Origin of the sequence: Streptomyces morookaense, assembly GCF_013030945.1 — a bacterium.
In the GTDB taxonomy this organism is placed as follows: Bacteria; Actinomycetota; Actinomycetes; order Streptomycetales; family Streptomycetaceae; genus Streptomyces; species Streptomyces morookaensis.
Map to the genome: position 1 here is coordinate 91,891 of NZ_JABBXF010000032.1, position 26,018 is coordinate 117,908.

21 protein-coding genes are annotated in these 26,018 nt (G+C 72.3%); 18 read left to right on the forward strand and 3 right to left on the reverse strand.

The features are described from left to right. Nucleotides 1–50: 50 nt before the first annotated feature. The gene (locus tag HG542_RS15565; protein ID WP_171081784.1) at nt 51–893 is read right to left on the reverse strand and encodes a helix-turn-helix domain-containing protein; all 843 of its coding nucleotides are present in this window, start codon (nt 891–893) and stop codon (nt 51–53) included. Next, nucleotides 890–1,642: a DUF6879 family protein gene (locus HG542_RS15570; protein WP_171081786.1), complete on the reverse strand. Its 753-nt coding sequence runs from the start codon at nt 1,640–1,642 to the stop codon at nt 890–892. The genes HG542_RS15565 and HG542_RS15570 overlap by 4 nt, the downstream gene beginning before the upstream one ends. Before the next feature lie 221 nt (nt 1,643–1,863). Between HG542_RS15570 and HG542_RS15575 the strand changes: the two genes are divergently transcribed. From HG542_RS15575 to HG542_RS15585, 3 genes are all read left to right on the forward strand, one after another. After that, the gene (locus HG542_RS15575; RefSeq protein ID WP_171081788.1) at nt 1,864–3,354 is read left to right on the forward strand and encodes a flavin-containing monooxygenase; all 1,491 of its coding nucleotides are present in this window, start codon (nt 1,864–1,866) and stop codon (nt 3,352–3,354) included. Then, entirely contained in the window at nt 3,351–4,235 is an 885-nt protein-coding gene (locus HG542_RS15580; protein WP_171081789.1) for an SDR family oxidoreductase, read from the forward strand. The genes HG542_RS15575 and HG542_RS15580 overlap by 4 nt, the downstream gene beginning before the upstream one ends. Before the next feature lie 76 nt (nt 4,236–4,311). Beyond that, nucleotides 4,312–4,497 (forward strand): hypothetical protein, encoded by a 186-nt coding sequence (locus tag HG542_RS15585; protein WP_171081791.1) that lies wholly within the window; start codon nt 4,312–4,314, stop codon nt 4,495–4,497. 85 nt (nt 4,498–4,582) lie between these two features. Here HG542_RS15585 and HG542_RS15590 read toward each other — a convergent pair whose 3' ends face one another. Continuing rightward, nucleotides 4,583–7,852, reverse strand: a complete 3,270-nt coding sequence (locus HG542_RS15590; RefSeq protein WP_171081793.1) for a S41 family peptidase — start codon at nt 7,850–7,852, stop codon at nt 4,583–4,585. Between the two features lie 179 nt (nt 7,853–8,031). Between HG542_RS15590 and HG542_RS15595 the strand changes: the two genes are divergently transcribed. The 15 genes from HG542_RS15595 (at nt 8,032) to rsmA (ending at nt 25,968) form a co-directional block, all read left to right on the forward strand. After that, nucleotides 8,032–8,604, forward strand: a complete 573-nt coding sequence (locus HG542_RS15595; protein ID WP_171081882.1) for a TetR/AcrR family transcriptional regulator — start codon at nt 8,032–8,034, stop codon at nt 8,602–8,604. 99 nt (nt 8,605–8,703) lie between these two features. Beyond that, nucleotides 8,704–10,914, forward strand: coding sequence for an MMPL family transporter (locus HG542_RS15600; RefSeq protein ID WP_171081795.1), 2,211 nt, complete (start codon nt 8,704–8,706; stop codon nt 10,912–10,914). A gap of 327 nt (nt 10,915–11,241) precedes the next feature. After that, nucleotides 11,242–12,438, forward strand: coding sequence for a MarP family serine protease (locus HG542_RS15605; protein WP_171081797.1), 1,197 nt, complete (start codon nt 11,242–11,244; stop codon nt 12,436–12,438). A 142-nt stretch (nt 12,439–12,580) separates the two neighbouring features. Next, nucleotides 12,581–13,666, forward strand: coding sequence for a Nickel transporter NicT (gene nicT, locus HG542_RS15610; protein WP_171081884.1), 1,086 nt, complete (start codon nt 12,581–12,583; stop codon nt 13,664–13,666). Nucleotides 13,667–13,764: 98 nt separating this feature from the next. Further along, nucleotides 13,765–14,943 (forward strand): serine hydrolase domain-containing protein, encoded by a 1,179-nt coding sequence (locus tag HG542_RS15615; protein ID WP_227726148.1) that lies wholly within the window; start codon nt 13,765–13,767, stop codon nt 14,941–14,943. A 12-nt stretch (nt 14,944–14,955) separates the two neighbouring features. After that, on the forward strand, nt 14,956–15,741 hold the full coding sequence (locus HG542_RS15620) for an SDR family NAD(P)-dependent oxidoreductase (protein ID WP_171081886.1): 786 nt from the start codon (nt 14,956–14,958) through the stop codon (nt 15,739–15,741). A gap of 91 nt (nt 15,742–15,832) precedes the next feature. After that, complete coding sequence (locus tag HG542_RS15625; protein ID WP_171081888.1) at nt 15,833–17,620, forward strand: dolichyl-phosphate-mannose--protein mannosyltransferase; 1,788 nt, start codon at nt 15,833–15,835, stop codon at nt 17,618–17,620. Between the two features lie 140 nt (nt 17,621–17,760). Further along, nucleotides 17,761–19,377 carry a penicillin-binding transpeptidase domain-containing protein gene (locus tag HG542_RS15630; RefSeq protein WP_171081801.1) on the forward strand — a complete coding sequence of 539 codons (1,617 nt, stop codon included), beginning with the start codon at nt 17,761–17,763 and terminating at the stop codon, nt 19,375–19,377. Nucleotides 19,378–19,634: 257 nt separating this feature from the next. Then, a complete protein-coding gene (locus HG542_RS15635; protein ID WP_171081803.1) occupies nt 19,635–20,492 on the forward strand; it encodes an EamA family transporter in 858 nt (285 codons plus the stop codon). 81 nt (nt 20,493–20,573) lie between these two features. Next, nucleotides 20,574–21,014 (forward strand): DUF6299 family protein, encoded by a 441-nt coding sequence (locus tag HG542_RS15640; RefSeq protein ID WP_171081805.1) that lies wholly within the window; start codon nt 20,574–20,576, stop codon nt 21,012–21,014. 73 nt (nt 21,015–21,087) lie between these two features. Then, a complete protein-coding gene (gene rsmI / locus HG542_RS15645) occupies nt 21,088–21,948 on the forward strand; it encodes a 16S rRNA (cytidine(1402)-2'-O)-methyltransferase (RefSeq protein WP_171081807.1) in 861 nt (286 codons plus the stop codon). A gap of 179 nt (nt 21,949–22,127) precedes the next feature. Beyond that, nucleotides 22,128–22,592: a hypothetical protein gene (locus HG542_RS15650; RefSeq protein ID WP_171081808.1), complete on the forward strand. Its 465-nt coding sequence runs from the start codon at nt 22,128–22,130 to the stop codon at nt 22,590–22,592. 27 nt (nt 22,593–22,619) lie between these two features. Then, nucleotides 22,620–23,534 (forward strand): TatD family hydrolase, encoded by a 915-nt coding sequence (locus tag HG542_RS15655; protein ID WP_171081810.1) that lies wholly within the window; start codon nt 22,620–22,622, stop codon nt 23,532–23,534. A gap of 104 nt (nt 23,535–23,638) precedes the next feature. Further along, on the forward strand, nt 23,639–25,096 hold the full coding sequence (locus tag HG542_RS15660) for a resuscitation-promoting factor (RefSeq protein ID WP_308438035.1): 1,458 nt from the start codon (nt 23,639–23,641) through the stop codon (nt 25,094–25,096). Then, complete coding sequence (rsmA, locus tag HG542_RS15665; protein ID WP_171081812.1) at nt 25,093–25,968, forward strand: 16S rRNA (adenine(1518)-N(6)/adenine(1519)-N(6))-dimethyltransferase RsmA; 876 nt, start codon at nt 25,093–25,095, stop codon at nt 25,966–25,968. Before HG542_RS15660 ends, rsmA begins: the two co-directional genes overlap by 4 nt. The last annotated feature ends 50 nt before the right edge of the window (nt 25,969–26,018 follow it).

Below are 26,018 nucleotides of genomic sequence, written 5' to 3' on the forward strand. Positions count from 1 at the left end.
CTTCGATTCGCGAATATTCGTGTCCGGGCAGCGGCATGTCTGCATGATGCTCACGGGACTCCGAGGGCGCGCCGGGCCCGGGTGATGACGCGATGTGCATCCGCCCCGTAGGCGGCTGCATCCGACAAGGCCTGCCACACCCGGAGGTGTACGCCGACGCTCTGCGCGTCGTCGAGCCACAGCTCCGCGTGCCAGTCCTCCGCGATCACCAGCCGTTCGTCGTACACCCAGAACCCGTTGGCCGGCGGAATGGCGAGCGAGGCCTCGAACGGGATGATGCCAAGGGACACGGTGTCCAGCCCGAGGACGCCGTTCAGACGGTCGAGCTGTGCGGCAAGCACCGAGGGCGGGCAGACGAGGGAGCGCAGAGCGGCTTCCCACATGAGGATGCGATAGGACTTCCCCGGTACGTAGAGCAGCTCCTGGCGCTTGATACGCGCGCGCACGGCTTCCTCGACGTCCCGTACCGATCCGTGAAGGTCCGCATACCGCGAAAACACGTACCTGGCGTACTCGGCAGTCTGGAGCATGCCGACGACCATCGCTCCTTCCCACGCGTGGAACACGGAGGACCGTTCGTATTCGGCGGTGAGGGCGTCCTGTACGGGCCTGTGCCCGGCGGCGAGTTGCCTGTGCCAGGACCGGGAACGCGACTCCAGGCTGCGGAGGCGTGCCGTCAGCTCTTCCGCCGTTCCGGGCCGTCCGGTTCCCTCCGCCCAGGCCCGCAGGTCGTCCGCGGTGGCCGTCTGCTTGCCGGTCTCCAACTTGCTGACCTTGGACTGGGGCCACCCCAGCCGGGCTGCCAACTCCCGCCCGGTGAGGCCCTCTTCGGTGCGCAGCTCGCGTAGCCGCGCACCGAGGGAGAGCCTGGCCTGCTGGAAGTCCGTGGTCACCCCATGGACGGTACCCGAGCCGCGAAGATGTCGTAGGGGACGGCGTGGTGCCAGGCCGCGTCCCGGATCTGGCAGGCGCGCGCGACCTCCACCGGGTTCGTGATCAGTTCGACTCCCGTCATCCCGTCGGCGTCGTCGAAGTGGAGACGGGCGATCACGCGGGAGTCGAAGAGCCAGAAGTCGTCGTCGGGAAGCTTCAGTCGCTCGGCCTCGCTCCTCCAGAGGTTCCGGATGTCCTCGCCGACGGCGGTGTTGCGGCGTGCGTTGTCGAGCAGATAACGCTGGCCGGGGGTCGGCGGGTTGTCCACGATCCGCACGCGCTCGAACCGCTTGCCCAGTGCGGCCTGCGCACGGCGGGAGGCGCACCACGGGTCGTCCGGATCCCAGCCGGCGTCCTCGCCGCGCGCGAATCGCCGGTACGTCTCCGTCTCCTCGTCCGACCGGTAGCGGCGCCTGGACTCGAGGCGCCATGCCGTGTGCTCGAAGCTCTCGAACATGTCGTCGAACTCTTCGAGAGCAATCATCGTGGCGACCCTGGGGGCATCCCGCGGAGCGAAGTCGGCCAGCAGTACGCGGGGGACCACCACGAACCCTTCCCCGTCCTTCACGTTCCGGAGTTGGGCCACGTCCTCGGGGTCGGTCACCGATTCTCCCTGGACCAGGACGTCGCCCGTGTCCAGGTCCTCGTACAGCGTCGGGCAGCCGTTGTTTCCGGAGTTCGTACCGATGAAGCGCAGTCGCCGGGCCATCGCCGTTTCCCCTTTCGCCGGGCAGGTGGCGTCCAGGATGGCGGCGGCCCTGGCCGGCTGTCCGGCGTGATTCGCGATTATTCGCCCGCCGCACCCCACGTGACCCTCGGTAACTCCCTTGCTCCGGGCCTCTATCGCCATCGGCGGCCCCTGGCTTACGCTCCCGACTGTGCCAGCAATCGCTGGCACCTTCGAGGCGATCCGGGGAGGCTGCGGCAGACATGACCGAGCACGTACGGGTGGCGGTGATCGGGGCCGGGTTCGGGGGGCTGGGGGCGGCCGTGCGGCTGCGGCGGGAAGGGGTCACCGACTTCGTGGTCCTGGAGCGCGCCGGAGCCGTCGGCGGGACCTGGCGGGACAACACGTATCCGGGCTGCGCCTGCGACGTCCCCTCCCATCTCTATTCCTTCTCCTTCGCCCCCAACCCCGAGTGGCCCCGCAACTTCTCCGGGCAGGAGCACATCCGTGCCTATCTGGAGCGGGTCACCGATGTCTTCGGACTGCGGCCGCACATCCGGTTCAACTGCGAGGTGAGGGCCATGCGGTGGGACGCGGACCGGCTCCTCTGGGAGATCGACGCCGGTGACCGTGCCCTCACCGCCGACGTCGTCGTCTCCGCCACCGGGCCGCTCGCCGATCCCAAGGTGCCGGACGTGCCGGGGCTCGACGGGTTCTCCGGCGCGGTCTTCCACTCCTCCCGCTGGGACCACTCCTACGACCTGCGCGACAAGCGCGTCGCCGTCATCGGCACCGGCGCCTCCGCCATCCAGCTCGTGCCCGGCATCCAGCCGGACGTCCGGCGGCTCACGCTCTTCCAGCGCACCCCGCCCTGGGTGCTGCCGCGCGCCGACCGGCGGATCACCGCGGCCGAGCGCTGGCTGCACACCCGGGTGCCCGCCACCCGCGCCCTGCGGCGCGGAATGCTCTGGGGCATCAGGGAGGTTCAGGTCAACCTGTTCACCAAATACCCCGACCAGCTGGGCTGGATAGAAGGCCTCGCCAAGTCCCATATGGCCAAGGCGATCAAGGATCCGGAGATGCGGGCCCTGCTCACCCCGGACTACCGCATCGGCTGCAAGCGCATACTGCTGTCCAACGACTACTACCCGGCCCTCGCGCAGCCCAATGTCGACCTCGTCGCCTCCGGGCTCGCCGAGGTGCGCGGTTCCACGCTCGTCGCCGCCGACGGCACCGAGGCCGAGGCCGACGCCATCGTCTTCGGCACCGGATTCCGGGTGACCGCCATGCCCATCGCAGAGCGCGTCACCGGCGCCGCCGGGACCACGCTCGCCGAGGAGTGGAAGGACGGCATGGCCGCCCTGCGCGGCACCAGCGCCGCCGGTTTCCCCAACTTCCTCACCATCATCGGGCCCAACACCGGCCTCGGGAACAGCTCGATGATCCTCATCATCGAGGCCCAGCTGAACTACCTCGCCGACTTCCTCCGCCAGCTCGGCACCCTCGGCGGCCGCGCCGCGCTCGACGCCCGCCCCTCCGCCGTCCGTGCCTGGAACCGGCGCCTGCAGCAGCGGCTGCAGCGCACCGTCTGGAACACCGGCGGCTGCGACAGCTGGTACCTCGACGCGGAGGGCCGCAACACCGTGGTCTGGCCCGGGAGTACGGGCGAGTTCCGCCGGGTCACCCGCCGCGTCGACCTCGCCGAGTACCAGCTGCTGCGCGCCGCCCGCGTCCCGGCGGAGGCCGCCCGGTGAGCGCCCGTACGAGCCTGGCCGGCCAGGTCGCCGTCGTCACCGGCGCCGCGCGCGGCGTGGGGGAGCTGCTCGCCCGCAAGCTGGCCGCGCGCGGGGCGCACGTGGCCCTGGTGGGCCTGGAGCCCGCCGAACTGCGGCGCGTCGCCGAGACGTTGCGCACCGACTCCGCCCACTGGCACGCCGACGTCACCGACCACACGGCCATGTCCCAGGTGGCCCGCGAGGTCAAGGCCCGCTTCGGCAAGGCGGACATCGTCGTCGCCAACGCCGGTGTCGCCACGGGCGGTCCGCTGGCCGCCTCCGACCCGGAGGCGTGGCGCCGCGTCGTCGAGGTCAACCTCGTCGGCAGCGCCGTCACCGGGCGGGCCTTCCTGCCCGTCCTGGCCGAGAGCCGTGGCTACCTGCTGCAGATCGCCTCGTTCGCCGCCCTCGCACCGGCGCCGATGATGACCGCGTACTGCGCGTCCAAGGCGGGCGTGGAGGCGTACGCGCACTGCCTGCGCGCCGAGGTGGGGCACAAGGGCGTACGGGTCGGGGTGGCGTATCTCAGCTGGACGGACACCGACATGGTGCGCGGCGCCGACGAGGTCGACGTGATGCGGGAGCTGCGGCAGCGGCTGCCGTGGCCCGCCAACCGCACGTATCCGCTCGGCCCCGCCGTCGACCGGCTCGTGGCGGGCATCGAGCGCCGTTCGGCGCATGTGTACGCCCAGTGGTGGCTGCGCGGGATGCAGCCGGTGCGGTGGGCGCTGCCGGGGCTGATCGCCCTGGGCGGGCCGCGCGAGATGCGGCGCGCGGAGCCCCGGCTGACGGCCCTGCCCGGCGGGCTCGTGGGCGCAGGCGGCCGGGCGGACACCGCGGCCCGCACAGAGCGTAGTTGATCGAAATGCGGCATTCGTCCCCGCATGTGAGGCTGGCCGTGCCCGATCACCATCACCCCTGAGGAGTGAGCACAGCATGGGCATGAAGGACGACATGCAGAAGAAGGCCCAGCAGGCCAGGCAGAAGGCCCAGCAGGCCAAGCAGCAGGCGCAGCAGAAGGGGCAGCAGTCCCAGGACAAGGTGCGTCAGCAGCAGCAAGAGCGCGAGCAGCAGGGGCGCCAGCAGTCCCTGGACGACATCCAGGACGAGCTGGGCGACTGATCCGGCGGGTTCATGACCAGTTCCCCGCGCCCCGAAAGGGGCGCGGGGAACTGCGCGATCAGCCGAGAACAACCCGCAGACGACGTCAGGCCCGCGGCGGCAGCACCGGCCGCCGCAGGTCCGGCACCCCGGAATAGTCCGGCGGCGTGGCGGCACCGTGCCGCTCCAAAAGGTCCAGCGCCAGCGCCACGGCGTCGTCCAGCTGCTTGTGCCGCCCCTCCGCCCAGTCCAGCGGCGTGCGGTCCACCTCGATGTCCGGCTCGACGCCGTGGTTCTCCACGCCCCACCGATAGGCGTCGAACCAGGCCGCGTTCATCGGCACCGTGATCGAGGTGCCGTCGCCCAGCCGGTGCCGGCCGGTCATGCCGACCACGCCGCCCCAGGTGCGCAGGCCCACCACCGGGCCGATGCCCTGGAGTTTGAAGGCCGCGGTGATCATGTCGCCGTCGGAGGAGGTCATTTCGTCGGCGATGGCGACGACCGGGCCGCGCGGCGCGTTGCTCGCGTACGACACGGGCTGGGCGTCGCGCGTGAGGTCCCAGCCGATGATGGTGCGGGTGAGCTTCTCCACCACCAGCTCGCTGATGTTGCCGCCCGCGTTGCCGCGCACGTCGACGATCAGGGCCGGGAGCGACATCTCCATCCGCAGGTCGCGGTTGAACTGCGCCCAGCCGGAGCCGCCCATGTCGGGGATGTGCAGGTAACCGCACTTGCCGCCGCTGAGTTCGCGGACGACCGCGCGGCGCTTGGCCACCCAGTCCTGGTAGCGCAGCGGCCGTTCGTCGATGAGCGGGACGACGGCCACGCGGCGCACGTGCCCGTCCGCCTCGGGCGGGTGGAACGCCAGCTCGACCGTGGTGCCGCCGGCCGCCGCCAGCAGCGGGTACGGGCCGGCGACCGGGTCGACGGGGCGGCCGTCGACGTGGGTGAGGATCGCGCCCTCGCGGATGCCCGAACCGGCCAGCGGCGAACGGGCCTTGGAGTCCGAGGAGTCGCCGGGCAGGATGCGCCGCACCGCCCAGCTGCCGTCCTTCAGGTGCGTGAGGTTCGCGCCGAGCAGGCCGATCGCGCGCTGGTAGTGCGGCGGGCCCTCGTTGCGGCGGGCGGGGGTGACATACGCGTGCGAGGTGCCGAGTTCGCCGAGGACCTCGCGGAGCAGGTCGGCGAACTCGTCGGGGGTGGCGACGTGTTCGACCAGCGGCCGGTACTGCTCCAGCACCGCGTCCCAGTCGATGCCGCACATGCCCGGCTCCCAGAAGTACGCCCGGACGATCCTGCCCGCCTCCGCGTACGCCTGCCGCCACTCCGCGGCCGGGTCGACCTCGTGCAGGATGCGGCGCATGTCGATGTAGACGGTCGTCTCGGGGTCGCCGGACTCGGTCGCGGGCACGGCCCGCAGGTCGCCCTCGTCGTTGACGACGAGCCGGGTTCCGTCGCCGCTGACCGCGAACCAGTCGATGGACGAGGTGAGTTCGGAGCGCTTGGCCTTGGCCAGGTCGAAGTGCTCCAGCGTGGGGCGGCCGGAGGTGTCGGCGGGGTTGGCGAAGGTCTCGCCGAGCGCGCCGGAGATCGGCCAGCGCAGCCACACCAGCCCGCCGCCGCTGACGGGGAAGAGGTGCGAGTACTTGGAGGCGGCGACGGGGAAGGGGGTCACCCGGCTCGCCAGGCCCTCGGCCTCGACCAGGGTCGCGCCCTCCTCGCCGGCGGTGTCCTCCTGGTCGAGCCCGCCGCCCGCGGGGCGGCCCTCGATGGTCAGGGCGAACGGCGAGGGCGTCGCCGAGGACAGCGGGACGAGGTAGGGGCGGCAGCCCAGCGGGAAGGACAGGTCGCCGGTGTGCACGTCGTAGACCGGGTCGAAGCCGCGCCAGGAGAGGAAGGCGAGGTAGCGGCCGTCGCGGGTGAACACCGGCTGTTCGTCCTCGAAGCGGCCGTCGGTGACGTCCACGACCGTCCCGTCCGTCAGTCTGGCGATCCTGATCTGCCGCAGCGAGCGGCCGATGCCGGGGTGGGACCAGGTCAGCCAGGCCGAGTCGGGGGAGAAACTCAGGTCCCGCACGGGCCCGTTGGCGGACCGGACCAGCTCGGTGACCTCGCCCGTGCCCTCCGCCGAGGTGTCCACCAGCAGCAGCCGCCCGTCGTGCGCGGCCACGGCCAGCCGCTCCCCGTCCGGCGAGGCGAGCGTCTCGTGCACCCGCCCGATCCGCCCGGCCGCCAGCCGGCGCGGTGCCGACGGCCCGGCGGCGCGCGGAAGTTGGGCGATCTCGATGGCGTCCTCGCCCTCCGCGTCCGTCACATACGCGATACGGCCGGTCGAGCCGAGCATCTCCGGCAGCCGCACCCGCACGCCCGGGGTGTCGGCGATGGCCCGGGCGGGGCCGTCGCGGTGGGTGAGCCAGTAGAGGCTGCCGCGCACCTGGACGGCGCTGGCCCGGCCGGTGGTGTCCACGGCCAGGGCGTCGACGTGGTTCGAGGCCTGCACCTGGTAGGTGCGGCGCCCGGCGCGCGGGCCGCCGAGGCGGACGTCCAGCCGGCGGGGGACGGCGTCCGGCCCGAAGTCCTCCACCAGCCACAGCGCGCCCGCGCACTGGTAGACCACGCGCGAGCCGTCGGTCGAGGCGTGCCGCGCGTAGAAGTCGGCGTGGTCGGTGTGCCGGCGCAGGTCCGAGCCGTCGGGGAGGACGGAGTAGAGGTTGCCGGTGCCCTCGTGGTCGGAGAGGAAGGCGATCCGGCCGCCCACGAACATCACCGAGTCCAGGTGGCCGTTCAGATCCGGTACCAGCCGCTTGCCGTGCAGCCACAGCCTGCCCATGGCGCCGCCCCGGTAGCGCTTCCAGGAGGCGGGCTCGTGCGGCGGCTTGCCCGCGAGCAGCAGGGTGCGGTGCTCGCCGTCCAGGTCGGCCATCGCGATGTCGGACACCGGACCCCACGGCAGCCGCAGGCCCGGGCTGCCGTCGGTGGGCAGCCGGTAGGCCCAGGAGAAATAGGAGAAGGGCTGGCCGTGCGAGGAGACGGCGAGGATGTCGTACCCGCTGCCGCGGTCGGAGGGCGCCCAGCCGCAGACCCGGGCGTCGCTGCTGCCCCAGTGGCTGAGCCGGCGGGCGGGCCCGCCGGAGACGGGCACGAGATGGATCTCGGGATCGAGGCTGCGCCAGGTGGTGAAGGCGATCGACTCCCCGTCGGGGGCGAACCGCGGATGCCCGCAACGGGTGCGGTCGACGGTGAGCCGCCAGGCCCGGCCGCCTTCCGGGGCGAGCGGGGCGAGCCAGAGGTCGTCCTCCGCGACGAAGCAGAGACGATCCCCATGGAGATGGGGGAACCGCAGGTACGAGCCGGTTGCGTCGCTCACAGACACCATGGTTTCGGCCGGTGGGGCCCCCGGCAACTCGGTCCGTGCCCCGCAGTGACCGAGAACACCATCGAAACGGTCCCGTTTCGCTCCCTGCCCGGCTTACGCTCGTACGGTACGAAACCGTTTCGTACGACAGCTTCGGCCGGGAAGGAGGCGGAATGCCGACGGACACACCCAAGCCGGCGGTGCGCCGCACCCGGCTGACGCCCGAACGCGAGGCCGAACTCTACGAGGCGGTTCTCGCACTTCTGCGCGAGGTCGGTTACGACGCCCTCACGATGGACGCCGTCGCCGCCCGGACCCGCGCCAGCAAGGCCACCCTCTACCGCCAGTGGAAGGGCAAGCCCGAGCTGGTCGCGAGCGCGCTGCGGCACAACAAGCCGATGAGTCTGGCGGACATCGACACCGGCACGGTGCGCGGTGACCTCCAGTCCATGGTCTGCAGCGCCGACCAGGACCGGATGGACAAGGATGCGGCCCTCATGCGGGGGCTCCAGCATGCGATCCACCGCGATCCGGACCTGAAACAGGCGCTGCGCGAGGTGCTGATCCAGCCCGAGATGGATGCGCTGGACGCCATGTTCCGGCGGGCCGTCGACCGGGGGGAGATCGAAGCGGGCAATCCGGCGCTGCCGTTCGTCGGGCACATGGTGCTCGGCGGCTTCATCGCCCGTCCGCTGATCGAGGACCGCACCGCGGACTCGGAGTACCTCAGCCGCTACATCGACGCCGTGATCCTCCCCGCTCTCGGCCTCTAGATCCACAACGCATATGAACCACCTGACACGCCGCTCTCGTCGTCGGGCTGGTCTCCCACGCCCGTAATTCCGTACCGATCCGACGGGAGCACACGCCTCGTGGCCACGTTCCTCTACAAACTCGGCCGGCTCGCCTTCCGGCGCCGCTGGTACGTCGCCCTGATATGGGTGACGCTGCTGGCACTCGCCGGAACAGGCGCCGCCACCGCCTCCAAAGCCACCAACGACAGCTTCTCCATCCCCGGCACCGAGGCGCAGCACGCCTTCGACCTGCTCGAGAAGCGCAACCCCGGCCAGCGTGCCGACGGCGCGAGCGCGCGCCTGGTGTTCAAGGCCCCCGAGGGCCAGAAGATCACCGACCCGAAGAACACGGCCAAGGTCGAGAAGGTCGTCGCCGAGCTGAAGGGCGGGGGCTCTCAGGTCGAGTCGGTCGCCGACCCGTTCCAGGCGAAGGCCGTCAGCAGGGACGGGACCACCGCGTACGCGTCCGTCACCTACAAGGTGAAGTCCAACGAGCTCACCGAGGACTCGCGCACCAACCTCAAGGACGCGGCCGCGCACGGGCGCGACGACGGGCTGACCGTCGAGACCGGCGGCAGCGCGCTGCAGTCCATGCCCGAGGGCGGCAACACCGAGGTCTTCGGCATGGTGATCTCCGCCTTCGTGCTGCTGATCACCTTCGGCTCGCTGGTCGCGGCGGGGCTGCCGCTGCTGACCGCGATCATCGGCGTCGGCATCGGCATCTCCTCGATCACCGCGCTCTCCGCCACGCTGGGCCTCTCCAGCAACACCTCGACGCTCGCGATGATGATCGGCCTCGCGGTCGGCATCGACTACGCGCTCTTCATCGTCTCCCGCTACCGGGCCGAGATGGCGGAGGGCCGTGAGCGCGAGGAGGCCGCCGGACGGGCCGTCGGCACGGCCGGCTCCGCCGTCGTCTTCGCCGGCCTCACGGTCGTCATCGCGCTGGCCGGCCTGGCCGTCGTCAACATCCCGATCCTGACCCAGATGGGCCTCGCCGCGGCCGGCACGGTCGCCATCGCGGTGCTGATCGCCCTCACCCTGATCCCGGCACTGCTGGGCTTCTGGGGCCGCAAGGTCCTCTCCCGCAAGGCGCGCAAGGGCGCTGCCGGCGAGGGCGGGGACGCCAAGCCCAACATGGGCACCCGCTGGGCACGCTTCGTGCTGCGCCGCCCGGTGCTGGTGCTGCTGGCCGGTGTGATCGGCCTCGGCGCGGTCGCCGTCCCGGCGGCCTCGCTGGAGCTGGGCCTGCCGGACGACGGCTCGCAGCCGGTGAAGACGACCCAGCGCAAGGCGTACGACCTGCTGTCGGACGGCTTCGGCCCCGGCTTCAACGGGCCGCTGATGCTGGTCGTGGACGCCGCCAAGAGCGACAACCCGAAGGCCGCGGCGGAGTCCGTCGAGAAGACGGTCAAGGGCCTGGACGATGTCGCCATGGTCACCCCGGCCCGCTTCAACCACGACGGCGACACCGCGACGATCACGGTCATCCCCAAGTCCAAGCCCAGCGGCAAGGAGACCGAGGACCTCGTCCACGCGATCCGCGACAAGGGCGCGTCCATCAAGGGCGACACGGGCGCCCAGGTGCTCGTCACGGGCGCGACGGCGATGAACATCGACGTCTCGCAGAAGCTGAACGACGCGCTGCTGCCCTACCTGGCGCTGGTGGTCGGCCTGGCCTTCCTGCTGCTGATGGTCGTCTTCCGCTCGGTGCTGGTGCCGCTCAAGGCGGCGCTGGGCTTCCTGCTCTCGGTCGTCGCCGCGCTGGGCGCCGTCGTCGCCGTCTTCCAGTGGGGCTGGCTCAGCGGGGTCTTCGGGGTCGAGGAGACCGGCCCGATCATGAGCATGATGCCGATCTTCATGGTGGGCGTGGTGTTCGGCCTCGCGATGGACTACGAGGTGTTCCTCGTGACCCGTATGCGGGAGGCGTTCGTGCACGGCGAGCGTCCGGGCGAGGCGGTCGTGACGGGCTTCCGGCACGGGGCGCGGGTGGTGACCGCTGCGGCGATCATCATGATCAGCGTCTTCGCCGGCTTCATCGGCTCGTCCGAATCGATGATCAAGATGATGGGCTTCGGCCTCGCGATCGCGGTCTTCTTCGACGCGTTCGTCGTTCGCATGGCGATCGTTCCGGCGGTGCTGGCCCTGCTGGGCAAGGCGGCGTGGTGGCTGCCGGCCACGTTGGGCAAGGTGCTGCCCAACGTGGATGTAGAGGGTGAGGGCCTCGCCGAGGCCAAGCCGGTTGCCTTGGCGGACCCCGACGAGGACCCGCGCCTGACGCGCGTCTGAGACACCTGCCCGACGGCGGCTCTCCCACGGGGCGGGCCGCCGTCGGCGTCCGCCTGCGCCCCGTAAGGGGCGCGGGGAACTGCGCGACCAGCCCCCACCGGCCCGCAGCCGAACGCACCACCACCCCTGGGGTCCGGGGCGCAGCCCCGGGTACCTCGGCTGCGGGTGCGTCGTGCTTGCTCGCGCAGTTCCCCGCGCCCCTTACGGGGCGCCCTGGTGCCGCGCAACGAAAACGTGGCAAACCCCACCCCGCGGAACCGCGGGGGCGGCAATCCACGTTTTCCAGGGTGGCGCGATCGGGGGCGCGCAAAACGAAAGGGCCCGCGTGTGAACCTGCTCGATCTGCTCCTGCTGCTGGTCGTCATCGGCTACGCCGTCTCCGGCTACCGCCGCGGCCTCGTCGCGAGCGCCGTCCTGCTCGCCGGCTTCCTCGGCGGAGCCGTCCTCGGCGTGTGGGCGCTCCCCTACGCTCTGCGCCCCTTCGAACCCGGCACCGCGACGGCCGCCGTCGTCGCCGTGCTCGTCGTGCTGATCCCGGCCGGTATCGGCCACGGCCTGGCCGGCCGGCTCGCCTGGCGGCTGCGCCGCGGTCTCACCTGGGCCCCGGTCCGCGGCCTGGACGGTGCCGGCGGCGCCGCCGTGAACTCGCTGGCCGCCCTCCTGGTCGCCTGGGTGGCCGCCAGCGTGCTGGTCTCGGCGAACTCCACCCTGCTCACCCGGGAGATCCGGGAGTCCTCGCTGCTCGGCGCCGTGCAGAAGGCGATGCCGGAGCAGGCGCCCACCTGGTTCAGCCGCACCACGGACGCCCTGGCGGGCGCCGGCTTCCCGCAGGTGTTCAACCCGTTCGAGAGCGAGCCGGCCACCAGCGTGCCCAAGCCCTCGGGCGACGCGGTCACCACGGCCGCCACCCAGGCGGCGCGCGACAGCGTCGTCAAGATCGAGGGCGTCGCGGACGTCGGCAGCGGCCGCCGTGGCCAGGAGGGCAGCGGCTTCGTCTACTCCGACGAGCACGTGATGACCAACGCGCACGTGGTGGCCGGGGTCACCGACCCGACCGTCCGTGTGGGCGGTGTCGGGCGGACGTACCGGGCCAAGGTCGTCCTCTTCGACCCGAAGACCGACGTGGCCGTCCTGGACGTGCCGGGCCTGGACGCGCCCGTCCTGCCCTTCGACAAGAGCGCCAAGCGCGGCGACGCCGCGGTCGTCGCCGGCTACCCCGAGAACGGCGGCCTGGACCTGCGCGCCGCGACCGTCGCCAACGAGCTCCGCGCCAAGGGCCAGGACATCTACGGCGACGGCATCACCACCCGCGAGGTCTTCTCCGTACGCTCCACGGTCCGCCCGGGCAACTCCGGCGGCCCGCTGCTGAGCCCGTCGGGGAAGGTCTACGGCGTGGTCTTCGCCCGTTCCACGGCCGATGCGGAGACCGGCTACGTGCTGACCGCCGAGCAGGTCGCCGCGGACGCGGCCCGCGCGGCACGGGCGACGGTGCCGGTGGACACGGGGAGCCGGGCGGCGCAGTAGCGCGCACGACCCGGGTGCAGATGCACATGGGTTGCAGCTACAGCATGAACGCGCCTACGGTGTGCCGTCATTTGCACACCCGTAGGAAGGTCCTGCCGTGGCCAGCTCCGTTCCCTCCCGCCGGCGCCGCATATCCGCGGTGATGACGGGCGCCGAGTGGCGCCGCATGGGCGGCATGGCCGCCTTCATCCTGGCCCTGCACATCATCGGGTGGTTCACGCTGGTGGCCGTCGTGGCCCCCGAGCACCACACGGTGGGCACGAAGACCTTCGGCGTCGGCATAGGCGTCACCGCCTACACCCTCGGCATGCGGCATGCCTTCGACGCCGACCACATCGCGGCCATCGACAACACCACGCGCAAGCTGATGCACGAGGGCAAGCGGCCGCTGTCGGTGGGCTTCTGGTTCTCGCTCGGCCACTCCAGCGTCGTCTTCGGCCTGACCTTCCTGCTCGCCCTCGGCGTCAAGGCCCTGGCCGGACCCGTCCAGGACGAGAACTCCGGGCTCCACCAGATCACCGGCTGGATCGGCACCACCGTCTCCGGCGCCTTCCTCTACCTCATCGCGATCTTCAACGTGGTGATCCTGGCCGGGATCTGGAAGGTCTTCCGGCAGATGCGCGCCGGCCACTTCGACGAGGCGGCGCTGGAGGAGCAGCTCAACAACCGCGGGCTCATGAACCGGCTGCTCGGCCGCGTCATGAAGTCGATCAGCAAGCCGTGGCAGATGTACCCGCTGGGCCTGCTCTTCGGCCTGGGCTTCGACACCGCCACCGAGGTGGCCCTGCTCGTCCTGGCCGGCTCCGGCGCCGCCTCGGGCCTGCCCTGGTACGCGATCCTGTGCCTGCCGGTGCTCTTCGCGGCGGGCATGTCGCTGCTGGACACCATCGACGGCTCGTTCATGAACTTCGCCTACGGCTGGGCCTTCTCCAAGCCCGTCCGCAAGGTCTACTACAACCTCGTCATCACCGGGCTGTCCGTCGCCGTGGCGCTCGTCATCGGCACCGTCGAACTGCTGGGCCTGATCGCCGACAAGGCGGACCTGCACGGTCCGTTCTGGGACTGGATCGGCGGACTCGACCTGAACACGGTCGGATTCGTCATCGTCGGCATGTTCTTCGTCACGTGGCTGCTCGCGATGGTGGTCTGGAAGGCCGCCCGCGTCGAGGAGAAGTGGACCGCCCACGTCCGCCCCGCCCCCGCCCTGGCCGACCGCACCGAGGCCTGATCCGCGCCCCTGCCCCGCCCACCCCCGTGCAACGCGCGAATCGGACACGTTGCACCATGGTGGACTTGGCAACAATCGGCACGGCAGGAGCAGTACCAGTGGTGGACGTCCACGGCACGACGGCGGACGGGTTCGAACCCGTCCGCTCCGCCTTCGCAGACAACTTCGCCCTCCGCGGCGAACGCGGCGCCGCCGTCACCGTCTACCGCGACGGCACCAAGGTCGTCGACCTGTACGCCGGCACCCGGGACGCCGACGGCCTCGGCGAGGAGCCCTGGCGGCACGGCACCGCCCAGATCGTCCGCTCCGCCACCAAGGGCGTCGCCGCCGCCGTCCTGCTGCTCCTGCACCAGCGCGGCCAGGTCGACCTGGACGCGCCCGTCGGCACGTACTGGCCCGAGTTCAAGGCCGCCGGCAAGGAGCGCGTCCTCGTCCGGCACCTGCTCGCGCACCGCGCCGGGCTGCCCGTGCTCGACACCCCGCTCACCCCGGCCGAGGCCGTCGACGGCGTCAGCGGCCCGCGCGCGCTCGCCGCGCAGGCACCCGCCTGGGAGCCCGGCACCGACCACGGCTACCACGCCCAGACGTACAGCTGGCTGCTCGGCGAGCTGGTCCTGCGCGTCACCGGGCGCACGCTCGGCACCTGGGTCGCCGAGGAGATCGCCGGCCCGCTCGGCCTCGACCTGTGGATAGGCCTGCCGGACGCCGAGCGCGACCGCGTCGGCCGGATAGCCGACATCGAGGCCCCGCCCGCGCCCGCCTCGGCCGGACTGCGCGTGCGCGCCAAGCAGTCCGTCACCGACGCCTACCGCGACCCGGAGTCCCTCACCCGCCGCGCCTTCGCGGCGATCGACCCGCACCCGGACGAGAACGACCCGGCCTACCGGGCCGGCGAGCTCCCCGCCTCCGCGGGCATCGCCACCTCCGACGCGCTGGCCCGCTTCTACGCCTCGCTGACCGGCGTCGTCGACGGCGGCCACCGCCTCTTCGCCCCCGCCACCCTGACCCTCGCGCGCACCGAGGAGTCGGCGGGCCCGGACCGGGTCCTGATGGTGGGCACCCGCTTCGGACTGGGCTACATGCTGCACGGCGGGGCGTGCCCGCTGCTGGGCCCCGGCTCCTTCGGCCACCCGGGCCGCGGCGGCTCGCTCGCCTTCGCCGACCCCGAGTCCGGCATCTCCTTCGGCTACGTCACCAACGGCATGCAGAAGAACGTCACCGCCGACCCGCGGGCCCAGGCGCTGGTGCGGGCGGTTGCGAAGTCGCTCGCCGGGTAGTCACCCCGTGTGCTGAGACGGTTCGACGGCCGGACGGCCCTGATCACCGGCGCCGGACGCGGCATCGGTGCCGCCACCGCGCGGCGCCTCGCCGCCGAGGGCGCGCGGGTGCTCGTCACCGACCTGGACGGGGAGCGCGCGGAGAAGACGGCGGCCGGCATCCGCGAGACGGGCCTCACGGCCGAGGCGGCCGCCTGTGACGTGGGCGACCGGGCCGCCGTCGAGGCGGCGGTGGCGACGGCCGTCGCGCGGTTCGGCGGGCTGGACGTCCTCGTCAACAACGCCTTCGCCTGCCATCCGGATCCGGCGCTCGTCGAGGACGAGACGGACGAGGCCTGGCAGCGCGACCTCGACATCACGCTGACCGGCGCCTTCCGCTGCGTCCGGGCCGCCATGCCGCACCTGGCCGCCGCCGGGGGCCGCGGCGCGGTGGTCGGCATCGGCTCGGTCAACGGTGAGCAGGACTTCGGCAACCACGCCTACAGCGCGGCCAAGGCGGGGCTCGCCAGCCTCACCCGCACCCTGGCGGGCCAGTCCGCCCCGCGCGGGGTCCGGGTCAACCTGGTCGCGCCGGGCACGGTGGACACGCCCAACTGGGCAGGCCGGGAAGCCGCCTTGGAACGGGCGGCGCCCCTGTATCCACTGGGGCGCGTGGGACGCCCGGAGGACATCGCGGCGGCGGTGGCGTTCCTGGCGTCGGAGGACGCGGCATGGATCACGGGGGTGACCCTGCCGGTGGACGGCGGCATCCTGATCGGGAACGTAGGGCTGCGCGCGGCGTTGCGGGGTACTCCGTAAGCGCCCCGTCAGCCGCGCCCCGTAAGGGGCGCGAGGCTGTATCTGTTTGCGGCTCCGCCGCGCGGGCGCGAGCACCCGAGCCGACCCGCACATGCAGGACCGGACGTCTCACAGCCCCGTTCCATACGATGGCGCGGTGAGCACTGACACCGCGCCCCAGGAACGGACCCCGCACCCGTGGCAGCACCGGCTCCGCCGCTTCGGCTATGCGGGCCGGCGCAGCCACCCCGGCGTCCGGGAGCGCCTCGTCCCCCCGTACCCCGAGCCGGGGACGCGGGTATGGGCAGCGCTCGGCGCGGGCCCGCGCCGAGCGCACCGGCTCGCCCGGAGCACCGGCTGGGCCGCCCCCCTGGCAGTCGCCCTGCTCGCAGGGCTGACCCGGTTCTGGAACCTGGGCAGCCCGAATGCGGTGATATTCGACGAGACGTACTACGCCAAGGACGCCTGGGCCCTGTGGAAGTACGGCTACGAGGTCGACTGGCCCAAGGACGCCAACGACAAGATCATCGCCGGGCATTCGTACGTCGGTGACGCCGCGGCGTACGTCGTCCACCCCCCGGTCGGCAAGTGGGTCATCGGCATCGGCGAACAGCTCTTCGGGCTGCACCCCTTCGGCTGGCGCTTCATGGTCGCGCTGCTGGGCACGCTCTCCGTGCTCATGCTGTGCCGCATCGGCCGCCGCCTCTTCCGCTCCACCTTCCTCGGCTGCCTGGCCGGCGGGCTGCTCGCGGTGGACGGGCTGCACTTCGTGATGAGCCGCACCGCGCTGCTCGACACGGTGCTGATGTTCTTCGTGCTGGGGGCCTTCGGCTGCATCCTCGTCGACCGCGACCGCGCGCGGGCGCGGCTGGCGGCGGCCCTGCCCGACGACGAGGACGGCGAGGCGTATCCGGATCCCGCCGTCGGCGACGGGCTGCGCCTCGGCCTGCGCCCCTGGCGGCTCGCCGCCGGCGTGCTGCTGGGCCTGGCCTGCGCCACGAAGTGGAACGGGGCCGTGTTCCTGGCCGCGTTCGGCCTGATGATCGTGCTCTGGGACGCCGGCTCCCGGCGCACCGCAGGAGCGCTGCGCCCGTGGCGCTCGACGCTGCGCCGCGACGTGCCGTGGGCGTTCCTGTCGACGGTGCCGGTGGCGCTCGGCGTCTATGTCGCGTCCTGGACGGGCTGGTTCGCCAAGAGCGGTACGTTCAGCCCCTCGCTGGGCTGGCAGCACAGCGGCTACGACCGGCACTACGCCGAGACCGAAGGCGGGCACAGCGCGCACGGTTTCCTCGCCGGGATCCTCAACCCGCTGCGCAGCCTGTGGCATTACGAGCAGCAGGTGTGGGACTTCAACACCACGCTCTCCTCGCCGCACACGTACCAGTCGAACCCGTGGAGCTGGCTGGTCCAGGCGCGCCCGGTCTCGTACTTCTACGAGTCCCCGAAGCCCGGCCAGGACGGCTGCCCCACCGACGCGGTCGACAAGTGCGCGCGCGAAGTGCTCGCCCTGGGCACGCCGCTGCTGTGGTGGGCGGCCTGCTTCGCGGTGCTGTACCTGCTGTACCGCTGGGCGTTCCGGCGCGACTGGCGTGCGGGGGCGGTGCTGTGCGGAGTTGCCGCGGGTTACCTGCCGTGGTTCATGTGGCAGGAGCGCACGATTTTCGTCTTCTACGCCGTGGTGTTCGCGCCGTTCCTGTGCCTCGCCGTGGCCATGATGATCGGCGCGATCCTCGGGCCGCGCGGCTCCTCGGAACGGCGCCGGGTGACCGGCGCGGTCGTCGCGGGGACGCTGGTCCTGCTGATCGTGTGGAACTTCGTCTATTTCTGGCCCCTTTACACGGGCCAGGCGATCCCGATCGACGCGTGGCGCAACCGCATGTGGTTCGACACCTGGATCTGATCCCCTGTGAGAAACGTTCCGGCCACCCTCGCGCCGTATGTCACTCCTGTCCCGTAGAGTTCCCCGTGACGTCTTAATCGACTGATTAAAAGCTGGTCCGAGCCATGGGGGGAACCGTGGGGGCCAGGAGGGGGATCGGCATGCACAAGGGTGCGAAGTACGCCGTCGGCGGGGTCGCCGCCGCGCTGGTGGGGGCCGCCGGCCTGGGGGTCTGGAACATCGCCGACGCCATCGGCGGCGACGGCGGATCCGCGCACACCGAGGCGGCACCGGTGGAGACGGGACCGCCGAGCGCGCGCGAAGTGGAGTCCGCCGCACGGGACTTCCTCGCGGCATGGGAGGCGGGCGACACGGAGAAGGCCGCGGGCCTGACCGACAACGTCCAGGCGGCGACGGCAGCACTGACCGGCTACCGCGAGGCCGCCCGCATCGAGAAAGTGACGTTTCGTCAGGCAGCTGCTTCGGGCGCCACGGTGCCCTTCACGGTCACCGCGGAAGTGGCCCTGGGTGCACAGCGGTCGACGTGGACGTACGAGTCCTCGCTCGCCGTCGTACGGGGCCGCGGCAGCGGCCGCCCGCTGGTCGACTGGCAGCCCGCCGTCCTGCACCCGCAGTTGGCGGCCGGCGAGTCCCTGAAGACGGCCGCGACGGAGGCCCCGCAGATCACCGCCGTCGACCGCGACGGCAAGGAGCTGGACCCCAAGGAGTACCCCTCGCTCGCCCCGCTCCTGCCCGAACTGCGCAAGCGGTTCGGCGAGAAGGCGGGCGGGGAGCCGGGCGTGGAGGTGCGCAGCCAGGGCGCCGGCGGCGCGCCGGGCAAGACGCTGTTCGTGGTCTCCAAGGGCAAGCCGGGCACGCTGCGCACGACGATCGACGCGGGTGCGCAGCGCGCGGCCGAGGCGGCGGTCGCCCGGCACGCCGACGCCTCCGTGGTGTCGGTCAGACCGAGCACGGGCGAGATCCTCGCCATCGCCAACGCGCAGAAGACGGGGTTCAACGCGGCGGTCGGCGGGACGACCGCGCCCGGCTCCACGATGAAGATCGTGACGTCGGCGGCATTGCTGGAGCAGGGCAAGGCGGCACCGTCCAAACCGCTGCCGTGCCCCAAGTTCGCGACGTACGGCATGCAGTTCCACAACGTGGAGAAGAGCGAGAACCCGGGCGCGACGTTCGCGCAGGACTTCGCCGCCTCGTGCAACACGGCGTTCATCTCCCTGGCCGGCCAGCTGTCCGACACCGCGCTCGCGGACGAGGCGCGCGACGTCTTCGGCATCGGGCTGGACTGGAAGGCGGGCATCTCCACGTTCGACGGCAAGGTGCCCTCGGACTCCGGGGCCGGCAAGGCGGCGGCGATGATCGGGCAGGGCCGGGTGCAGATGAACCCGCTGACGATGGCCTCGGTGGCGGCCACGGTCCGCAACGGGTCGTTCAAGCAGCCGTATCTGGTGGACCCGTCGGTGGACGGCCGCGAACTCGCCCGCGCCCCGCGGTCGTTGCCGTCCGGGGTCGCCTCGGACCTCCGCTCGATGATGCGGCTCACCGCCACGGCGGGGACGGGGGCCACGGCCATGTCCGGCCTCGGCGGGGACATCGGTGCCAAGACCGGCTCCGCGGAGGTGGACGGCCAGACGGCGCCGAACGGCTGGTTCACCGCGTACCGCGGCGATGTGGCGGCCGCGGCCGTGGTTCCGCAGGGCGGGCACGGCGGGGATTCGGCGGGGCCGATCGTGGCGGCGGTGCTGCGGGGCGCCCCGTAGGGGGCGCGGGGCTGTTGACATATGCGGCTCCGCCGCGTGGGCGCGACCAGGTGCCCCGTCAGGGGCGCTGGGGGTACCCCCAGCGGTAGCTGGGGGAGGAACGGCGCGACCAGCCCCCACCGGCCCGCAGTTGACGCACCGCAGGGGTCCGGGGCGCAGCCCCGGGTGCCTCGGCCGCGGGCGCGTCGTGGTTGCTCGCGCAGTTCCCCGCGCCCCTTACGGGGCGCGATGTCCGGCGTAGCGGCAAGATCGCGTCCATGACTGCCACCGTCGCCCTCGCCGTCCTCATCGCGGCGATAGCCCACGCCAGTTGGAACGCCATAGCCCACAACATCCGTGATCAGCTCCTCGCGTTCACCCTCGTGGGTGGTGGAGGTGCCCTCTGCGGGCTGGCGTTGCTCCCGTTCGCCGCGGCGCCGGCCGCACCCGCCTGGCCGTGTCTCATTGCCTCCGCCGTCGTGCACGTCGTCTACCAGGCCCTGCTCATGCGGTCGTTCAGCCTCGGCGACTTCGGGCAGATGTACCCGATCGCCCGTGGCACCGCACCGCTCGTCGTCACCGTCCTCGCCGCCGTCTTCGCGGGCGAACTGCCCGGACAGTGGCAGCTCGCGGGCGTCGTCGTGGCCTCCGCCGGGCTGGTCGGGCTCGCCCTGTGGGGCATCCGCGGGCGCGGGGCCGGCGGGCGGCCGCAGTGGCCCGCGGTCGGGGCCGCCCTCGCGACGGGGCTGGCCATCGCCGCGTACACCGTCATCGACGGCCTCGGCGTGCGCGCCGCGCACTCCCCCCTCGGCTTCATCGCCTGGCTGATGGTCCTGGAGGGCCTGGTGATCCCGGCCTGGGCGATGGTCTCCCGGCGCGGCCGGTTCCTCGCGGAGATCCGCCCGTTCGCCGTGCGCGGCCTGCTCGGCGGACTGCTGTCGGTGTTCGCCTACGGGCTGGTGCTGTGGGCGCAGACCCAGGCGGAACTGGCGCCGATCGCGGCGCTGCGCGAGTCGTCCATCATCGTGGGCGCGGCCATCGGCGCGCTGTTCATGAAGGAGCGGTTCGGCGGCCCCCGCGTGGCGGCCGCAGGCCTGATGGTGGTCGGCATCGGCCTGATGCTGCATGCCGGCTGACGGCGCGCCTCCGGGCGCCGGAACGGACAATTCGGGTATCCCTGGCGGCTCGTAGCCAGAGACACGGAAGAGGAACCGTCCATGCCGCGCACCCGTCGCGCTCTCGTCATCTCCCTCGGCGCCGCCCTGCTGGGCGCCGTCCCGGCCCCCGCCGCCCACGCCATCGGCACCCCGGTCTACCGGCTCTCCGTCGACCGCCTCGGCTCCGTCGCACCCGATGGCACCGTCACCCTGTCCGGGGCGTACCAGTGCAGCGGCGGCAACGCGGGCGAGCCGGTGTTCGTGGCCACCAACATCCGGCAGACCAGCCAGAACGTGCGCTCCATCGGCGGCACCACGGCCGTGTGCGACGGCCAGGTGCACCACTGGCGCAACACCGGCCGCCCCGAGGACCCGGCCATCCAGCCGGGCGGGGCCAAGGTGGAGGCCACGCTGATGCGGATGCGGCGCGGAGCGATGGGATTGCCGTTGCCGACGTTTCTCGCGGGGCGCACGCAGGACGTGATGCTGCTGCGGCGGTAGTTCTCCGGGTGTGGTCCCGCTCCGGCTGCCCGCGCAGTTCCCCGCGCCCCTTCGGGGCACGGACAATGGTCGGGTGACCGGAACTCTCGTACTCGCAGGAACCCCCATCGGCGACGTCGCCGACGCCCCTCCGCGCCTGGCCGCCGAGCTCGGCGCGGCCGAGGTGATCGCCGCCGAGGACACCCGGCGGCTGCGCCGCCTGACGCAGGCGCTGGGGGTGCACACCACCGGCCGCGTCGTGTCCTACTTCGAGGGCAACGAGGCGGCCCGCACCCCCGAGCTGGTCGAGGCGCTGGCCGGCGGGGCGCGCGTGCTGCTGGTCACGGATGCGGGGATGCCGTCCGTGTCGGACCCCGGCTACCGGCTGGTGGCCGCCGCCGTCGAGCGCGGCATCAAGGTCACCGCCGTGCCGGGCCCGTCGGCCGTGCTGACCGCGCTCGCGGTGTCCGGCCTCCCGGTCGACCGGTTCTGCTTCGAGGGCTTCCTGCCCCGCAAGGCGGGCGAGCGCCTGGCCCGGCTGCGGGAGGTGGCCGGCGAGCGGCGCACCCTGGTCTATTTCGAGGCCCCGCACCGCCTGGACGACACCCTGGCCGCCATGGCCGAGGCGCTCGGCGCGGACCGCCGGGCGGCCGTCTGCCGCGAGCTGACGAAGACGTACGAGGAGGTCAGGCGCGGTCCGCTCAAGGAGCTCGCCGCGTGGGCGGCCGAGGGTGTCCGCGGCGAGATCACGATCGTCGTCGAGGGCGCGCCCGAGACGGGGCCCGAGGAGCTGGACGAGGCCGAGCTGGTCCGCCGGGTGCGGATCAGGGAGGACGCGGGCGAGCGCCGCAAGGAGGCCATCGCTGCCGTGGCGGCCGAAACGGGCCTGCCCAAGCGGGCCGTGTTCGATGCGGTCGTAGCGGCAAAAAATGCCGCACAGCAGGGCTCACCGTAAGGTAAAGGGCTAACCTGAAAAGCAAAGCTTGGTCCTGGCTGTGAGCGCCTTCGGGCATGGAGCCGCCAAGTTTGCCCCAATTCGGGGGTCAGGCTGCTGCGCTGCCGACGGGAAGGGCGTTCCCTTGATGTGGGACGTCCGATCCCGGAGAGCTTGTCCTACGGACAAGAGGAGCTGCCATGAGCGAGACCGCAGAGACCTCGAGCGGAGTCCACCCCGTGACCCGTCCGCACACTGCCGCAGGGCAGGAAGCGACGGCCTTCGAGGCGGCGCACGAGTCCTACAGCTTTGCCTGCATGCGGTGCGGGCACTGCTGGGAACAGTCGTACGAAATACAGCACCACGTCGACGCCAAGGGCCAGCCGTTCGTCACGTACTACGCGGACGGGAAGCGCGTTCCTTCCCCGCTGACCCGCCCGACCTGCGTCAACTGCGGCAACCATGTGGTGCGCATCATGCGCTCCGGCCAGGTGTCCGTGATCGCCGACGCCCTGCACCTGCCCACCCGCACGACCGTGCCCGCCCCCGCGACGGCGGGGCCGCTGATGAACGGCGGCTCGCACGAGGAGCGCCCGCATCACCACGCCGAGCACCACTGGCACCTCTCGGACCTGCTGAAGCCCTTCCACCTGCACCGGAAGTGAGCTCGGCCGCTCCTTAGAATCGCGTGCATGGCATCGAACAGTGGCCCGGCCGGCGGCGAGCGGAAGAAGAACGACGACAAGGACGTCCCCCCGCCCCTCCCGGCGCCGCTGACGGTGCCCGTGGCCGACTCCCACACCCACCTCGACATGCAGAAACACGCGACGGTCGAGGAGGCCTTGGCAGCGGCCGCGTCCGTCGGCGTCACCACCGTCGTCCAGGTCGGCTGCGACCTGGCCGGATCCCGGTGGGCGGCCGACACTGCGGCGGCGCACGAGGCGGTCTGGGCGACCGTGGCCCTGCACCCCAACGAGGCACCCCGCATCGAGCTCGGCGATCCCGACGGCTGGTCCCGGCAGGGGACCCGCGAGCCCGGGGGCCGGGCGGCGCTCGATGCCGCCCTCGCCGAGATCGACCGCCTGGCCGGCCTGCCGCAGGTCAAGGGGGTCGGCGAGACCGGCCTCGACTTCTTCCGCACCGGCCCCGAGGGCATGGCGGCCCAGGAGTACTCCTTCCGCCGCCACATCGGCATCGCCAAGCAGCACGGCAAGGCCCTGGTCATCCACGACCGCGAGGCGCACGACGACGTGCTGCGCGTCCTGGCGGAGGAGGGCGCGCCGGAGACCGTGGTGTTCCACTGCTTCTCCGGCGACGCCGCCATGGCCAAGGTGTGCGCCGAGGCCGGCTACTACCTGTCCTTCGCGGGGAACGTCACCTTCCGCAACGCCCAGCCGCTGCGCGACGCCCTCGCCGTCGCCCCGCTGGACCGGGTGCTCGTGGAGACGGACGCACCTTTCCTGACCCCGATGCCGTATCGCGGACGGCCGAATGCGTCCTACCTCATTCCGGTCACCTTGCGTGCGATGGCGGAAGTGAAGGGGATCGACGAGGACGCCCTGGCCACGGCTGTCGCGGCCAATACCGCACGCGCCTTCGGGTACTGACCCTCAAATCCGCGACACCGTGTGACGGTACGACTTTGGTCCGTGACCGCGCCTCCGCTACAGTCCCGGGCCCAGGCCGTGTGCAGCCGGACCAGTGGAGTGTCGTGAGTCATAGCCAGGGCAGCCCCCGCGCCACCACGGAAGCGCCGCGCTACGACCCGTACGTGCCCCACGAGCCGTACGGGGAGTATCCGCGCTACGAGCAGTACGAGCAGTACGAGCAGTACGAGCGGTACGAACCGTACGAGTCCTACGGGCAGTCGTTCGGGACCCACGAGACGCCCTCGGCGGCCTCGCTGCCGGTGGCGTCGCCGTCGTACGAGCCGCATCAGCCGCCCCCGCCCGACGACCCCGCCGGGCAGCTCCTGCTGCCCCGCCAGGCCACGGCGCCCGCCCTCGTGGACGATCCGGAGGCGGACGACGGGCGGGGCCGCCGGGCCGCGCGCCGCAGGCGACCGGCCGGCGACCGCACCGAGCCGCTGCGCCGCCTGCTCCCGCAGGCCCTCGTGGTGGCCTTCCTGGCCGGCGGCACCTCGGCGTTCATCGCCAGCGACAAGGCCGTCCAGCTCAGCGTCGACGGCAGACCCCGCACGCTGCACACCTTCGCGGACGACGTGAACGAGCTGCTGGCGGACCAGGGCATGCACGTCGGCGAGCACGACATCGTCGCCCCCGGCCCGCACCACGACCTCGCCTCCGGCGACCGCGTGATCGTCCGCTACGGGCGCCCCGTCACCCTCACCATCGACGGTGAGCGCCGCCAGGTGTGGACCACGGCCCGGACCGTGGACGGAGCCCTGCAGCAGCTCGGCGTGCGCGCCGAGGGCGCGTACCTCTCCGCCTCCCGCTCCACCGCCATCGGCCGCAAGGGCCTGGACCTGGACGTACGCACCGAGCGGTCCGTGACGTTCATGGCCGACGGGCGCGAGCGGACGATCCGGACCAACGCGGCCACCGTCCGCGAGGCCCTCGACCAGGCCGGGATCGCCCTGCACGGCCAGGACACCACCTCCGTCGACCCCGGCAGCTTCCCGCGCGACGGGCAGACGATCTCCGTCATGCGCATCACCGGCAGCCAGGAGGTCCGCGAGGAGCCGATCCCCTTCGAGACCGAGCGGCACGAGGACCCCTCGCTCTACAAGGGCACCGAGACCGTCGTGCAGCGCGGCGAGCCGGGCGCCGAGCGCGTGATGTACGCGCTGCGCACGGTCAACGGCGTGAAGCAGAAGCCCCGGAAGATCTCCTCCGAGACCGTCCGGCAGCCCCGCACCGAGATCATCAAGGTCGGCACCAAACCGCGGCCCACCACCGTGCAGGGCGCGGAGGGCCTGAACTGGTCCGGCCTCGCCCAGTGCGAGGCGGGCGGGCGGCCCTCCGCGGTGGACCCGTCGGGCACATACGGCGGGCTGTACCAGTTCGACGTGCGCACCTGGCAGTCCCTCGGCGGCTCCGGCAGACCGCAGGACGCCTCGGCCGAGGAGCAGACCATGCGGGCCAAGAAGCTGTACGTCAGCCGGGGGGCGAGCCCGTGGCCGGTGTGCGGCCGTAAACTTCACGGGTGAGCTCCAGCCCCAGCACTGACGAATCCGGCGCCCTCCTCGGCCCGGCCGACATCCGCGAACTGGCCGCCGCCCTCGGGGTCCGCCCGACGAAGCAGCGCGGCCAGAACTTCGTGATCGACGCCAACACGGTCCGGCGCATCGTGCGGACCGCCGAGGTGCGGCCCGACGACGTGGTCGTCGAGGTCGGCCCCGGCCTCGGGTCGCTGACCCTGGCCCTGCTGGAGGCCGCCGACCGGGTCACCGCGGTCGAGATCGACGACGTGCTGGCCGCCGCCCTCCCGTCGACCATCGCGGCCCGGCTGCCCGCGCGCGCCGACCGCTTCGCGCTCGTCCACAGCGATGCGATGCACGTCGAGGAGCTGCCGGGCCCGCCGCCCACCGCGCTCGTCGCCAACCTGCCCTACAACGTCGCCGTCCCGGTGCTGCTGCACATGCTGGACCGCTTCCCCAGCATCGAGCGCACCCTGGTGATGGTCCAGGCCGAGGTCGCCGACCGGCTCGCGGCCGTGCCCGGCAACAAGGTGTACGGCGTCCCCTCGGTGAAGGCCAACTGGTACGCCGACGTCAAGCGGGCCGGCGCCATCGGCCGCAACGTCTTCTGGCCCGCCCCGAACGTCGACTCCGGCCTCGTCTCGCTGGTCCGCCGCGCGAAGCCGGTCGAGACGACGGCGACCAAGGAGGAGGTCTTCGCCGTCGTCGACGCCGCCTTCGCCCAGCGCCGCAAGACGCTGCGAGCCGCACTGGCCGGCTGGGCCGGCTCGGCCGCCGCGGCCGAGGCCGCGCTGGTCGCGGCCGGCATCTCGCCGCAGGCGCGCGGCGAGTCGCTGACGGTGCACGAGTTCGCGGCCATCGCGGAGAACCGGCCCGGCTGACGCCGGGTCGCTGAACGCTCTGCCGGAAGTCCGCCAGTCATCTGCGGGTA

Excerpts from the sequence above, each read along its gene's own strand:
- HG542_RS15570 (WP_171081786.1), bottom strand. The coding sequence starts at position 1,642 with ATGGCCCGGCGACTGCGCTTCATCGGTACGAACTCCGGAAACAACGGC.
- HG542_RS15575 (WP_171081788.1), top strand. The coding sequence starts at position 1,864 with ATGACCGAGCACGTACGGGTGGCGGTGATCGGGGCCGGGTTCGGGGGG.
- HG542_RS15585 (WP_171081791.1), top strand. The coding sequence starts at position 4,312 with ATGGGCATGAAGGACGACATGCAGAAGAAGGCCCAGCAGGCCAGGCAG.
- HG542_RS15590 (WP_171081793.1), bottom strand. The coding sequence starts at position 7,852 with ATGGTGTCTGTGAGCGACGCAACCGGCTCGTACCTGCGGTTCCCCCAT.
- nicT (WP_171081884.1), top strand. The coding sequence starts at position 12,581 with ATGACGGGCGCCGAGTGGCGCCGCATGGGCGGCATGGCCGCCTTCATC.
- HG542_RS15625 (WP_171081888.1), top strand. The coding sequence starts at position 15,833 with ATGCAGGACCGGACGTCTCACAGCCCCGTTCCATACGATGGCGCGGTG.
- HG542_RS15630 (WP_171081801.1), top strand. The coding sequence starts at position 17,761 with ATGCACAAGGGTGCGAAGTACGCCGTCGGCGGGGTCGCCGCCGCGCTG.
- HG542_RS15635 (WP_171081803.1), top strand. The coding sequence starts at position 19,635 with ATGACTGCCACCGTCGCCCTCGCCGTCCTCATCGCGGCGATAGCCCAC.
- HG542_RS15640 (WP_171081805.1), top strand. The coding sequence starts at position 20,574 with ATGCCGCGCACCCGTCGCGCTCTCGTCATCTCCCTCGGCGCCGCCCTG.
- HG542_RS15650 (WP_171081808.1), top strand. The coding sequence starts at position 22,128 with ATGAGCGAGACCGCAGAGACCTCGAGCGGAGTCCACCCCGTGACCCGT.
- HG542_RS15655 (WP_171081810.1), top strand. The coding sequence starts at position 22,620 with ATGGCATCGAACAGTGGCCCGGCCGGCGGCGAGCGGAAGAAGAACGAC.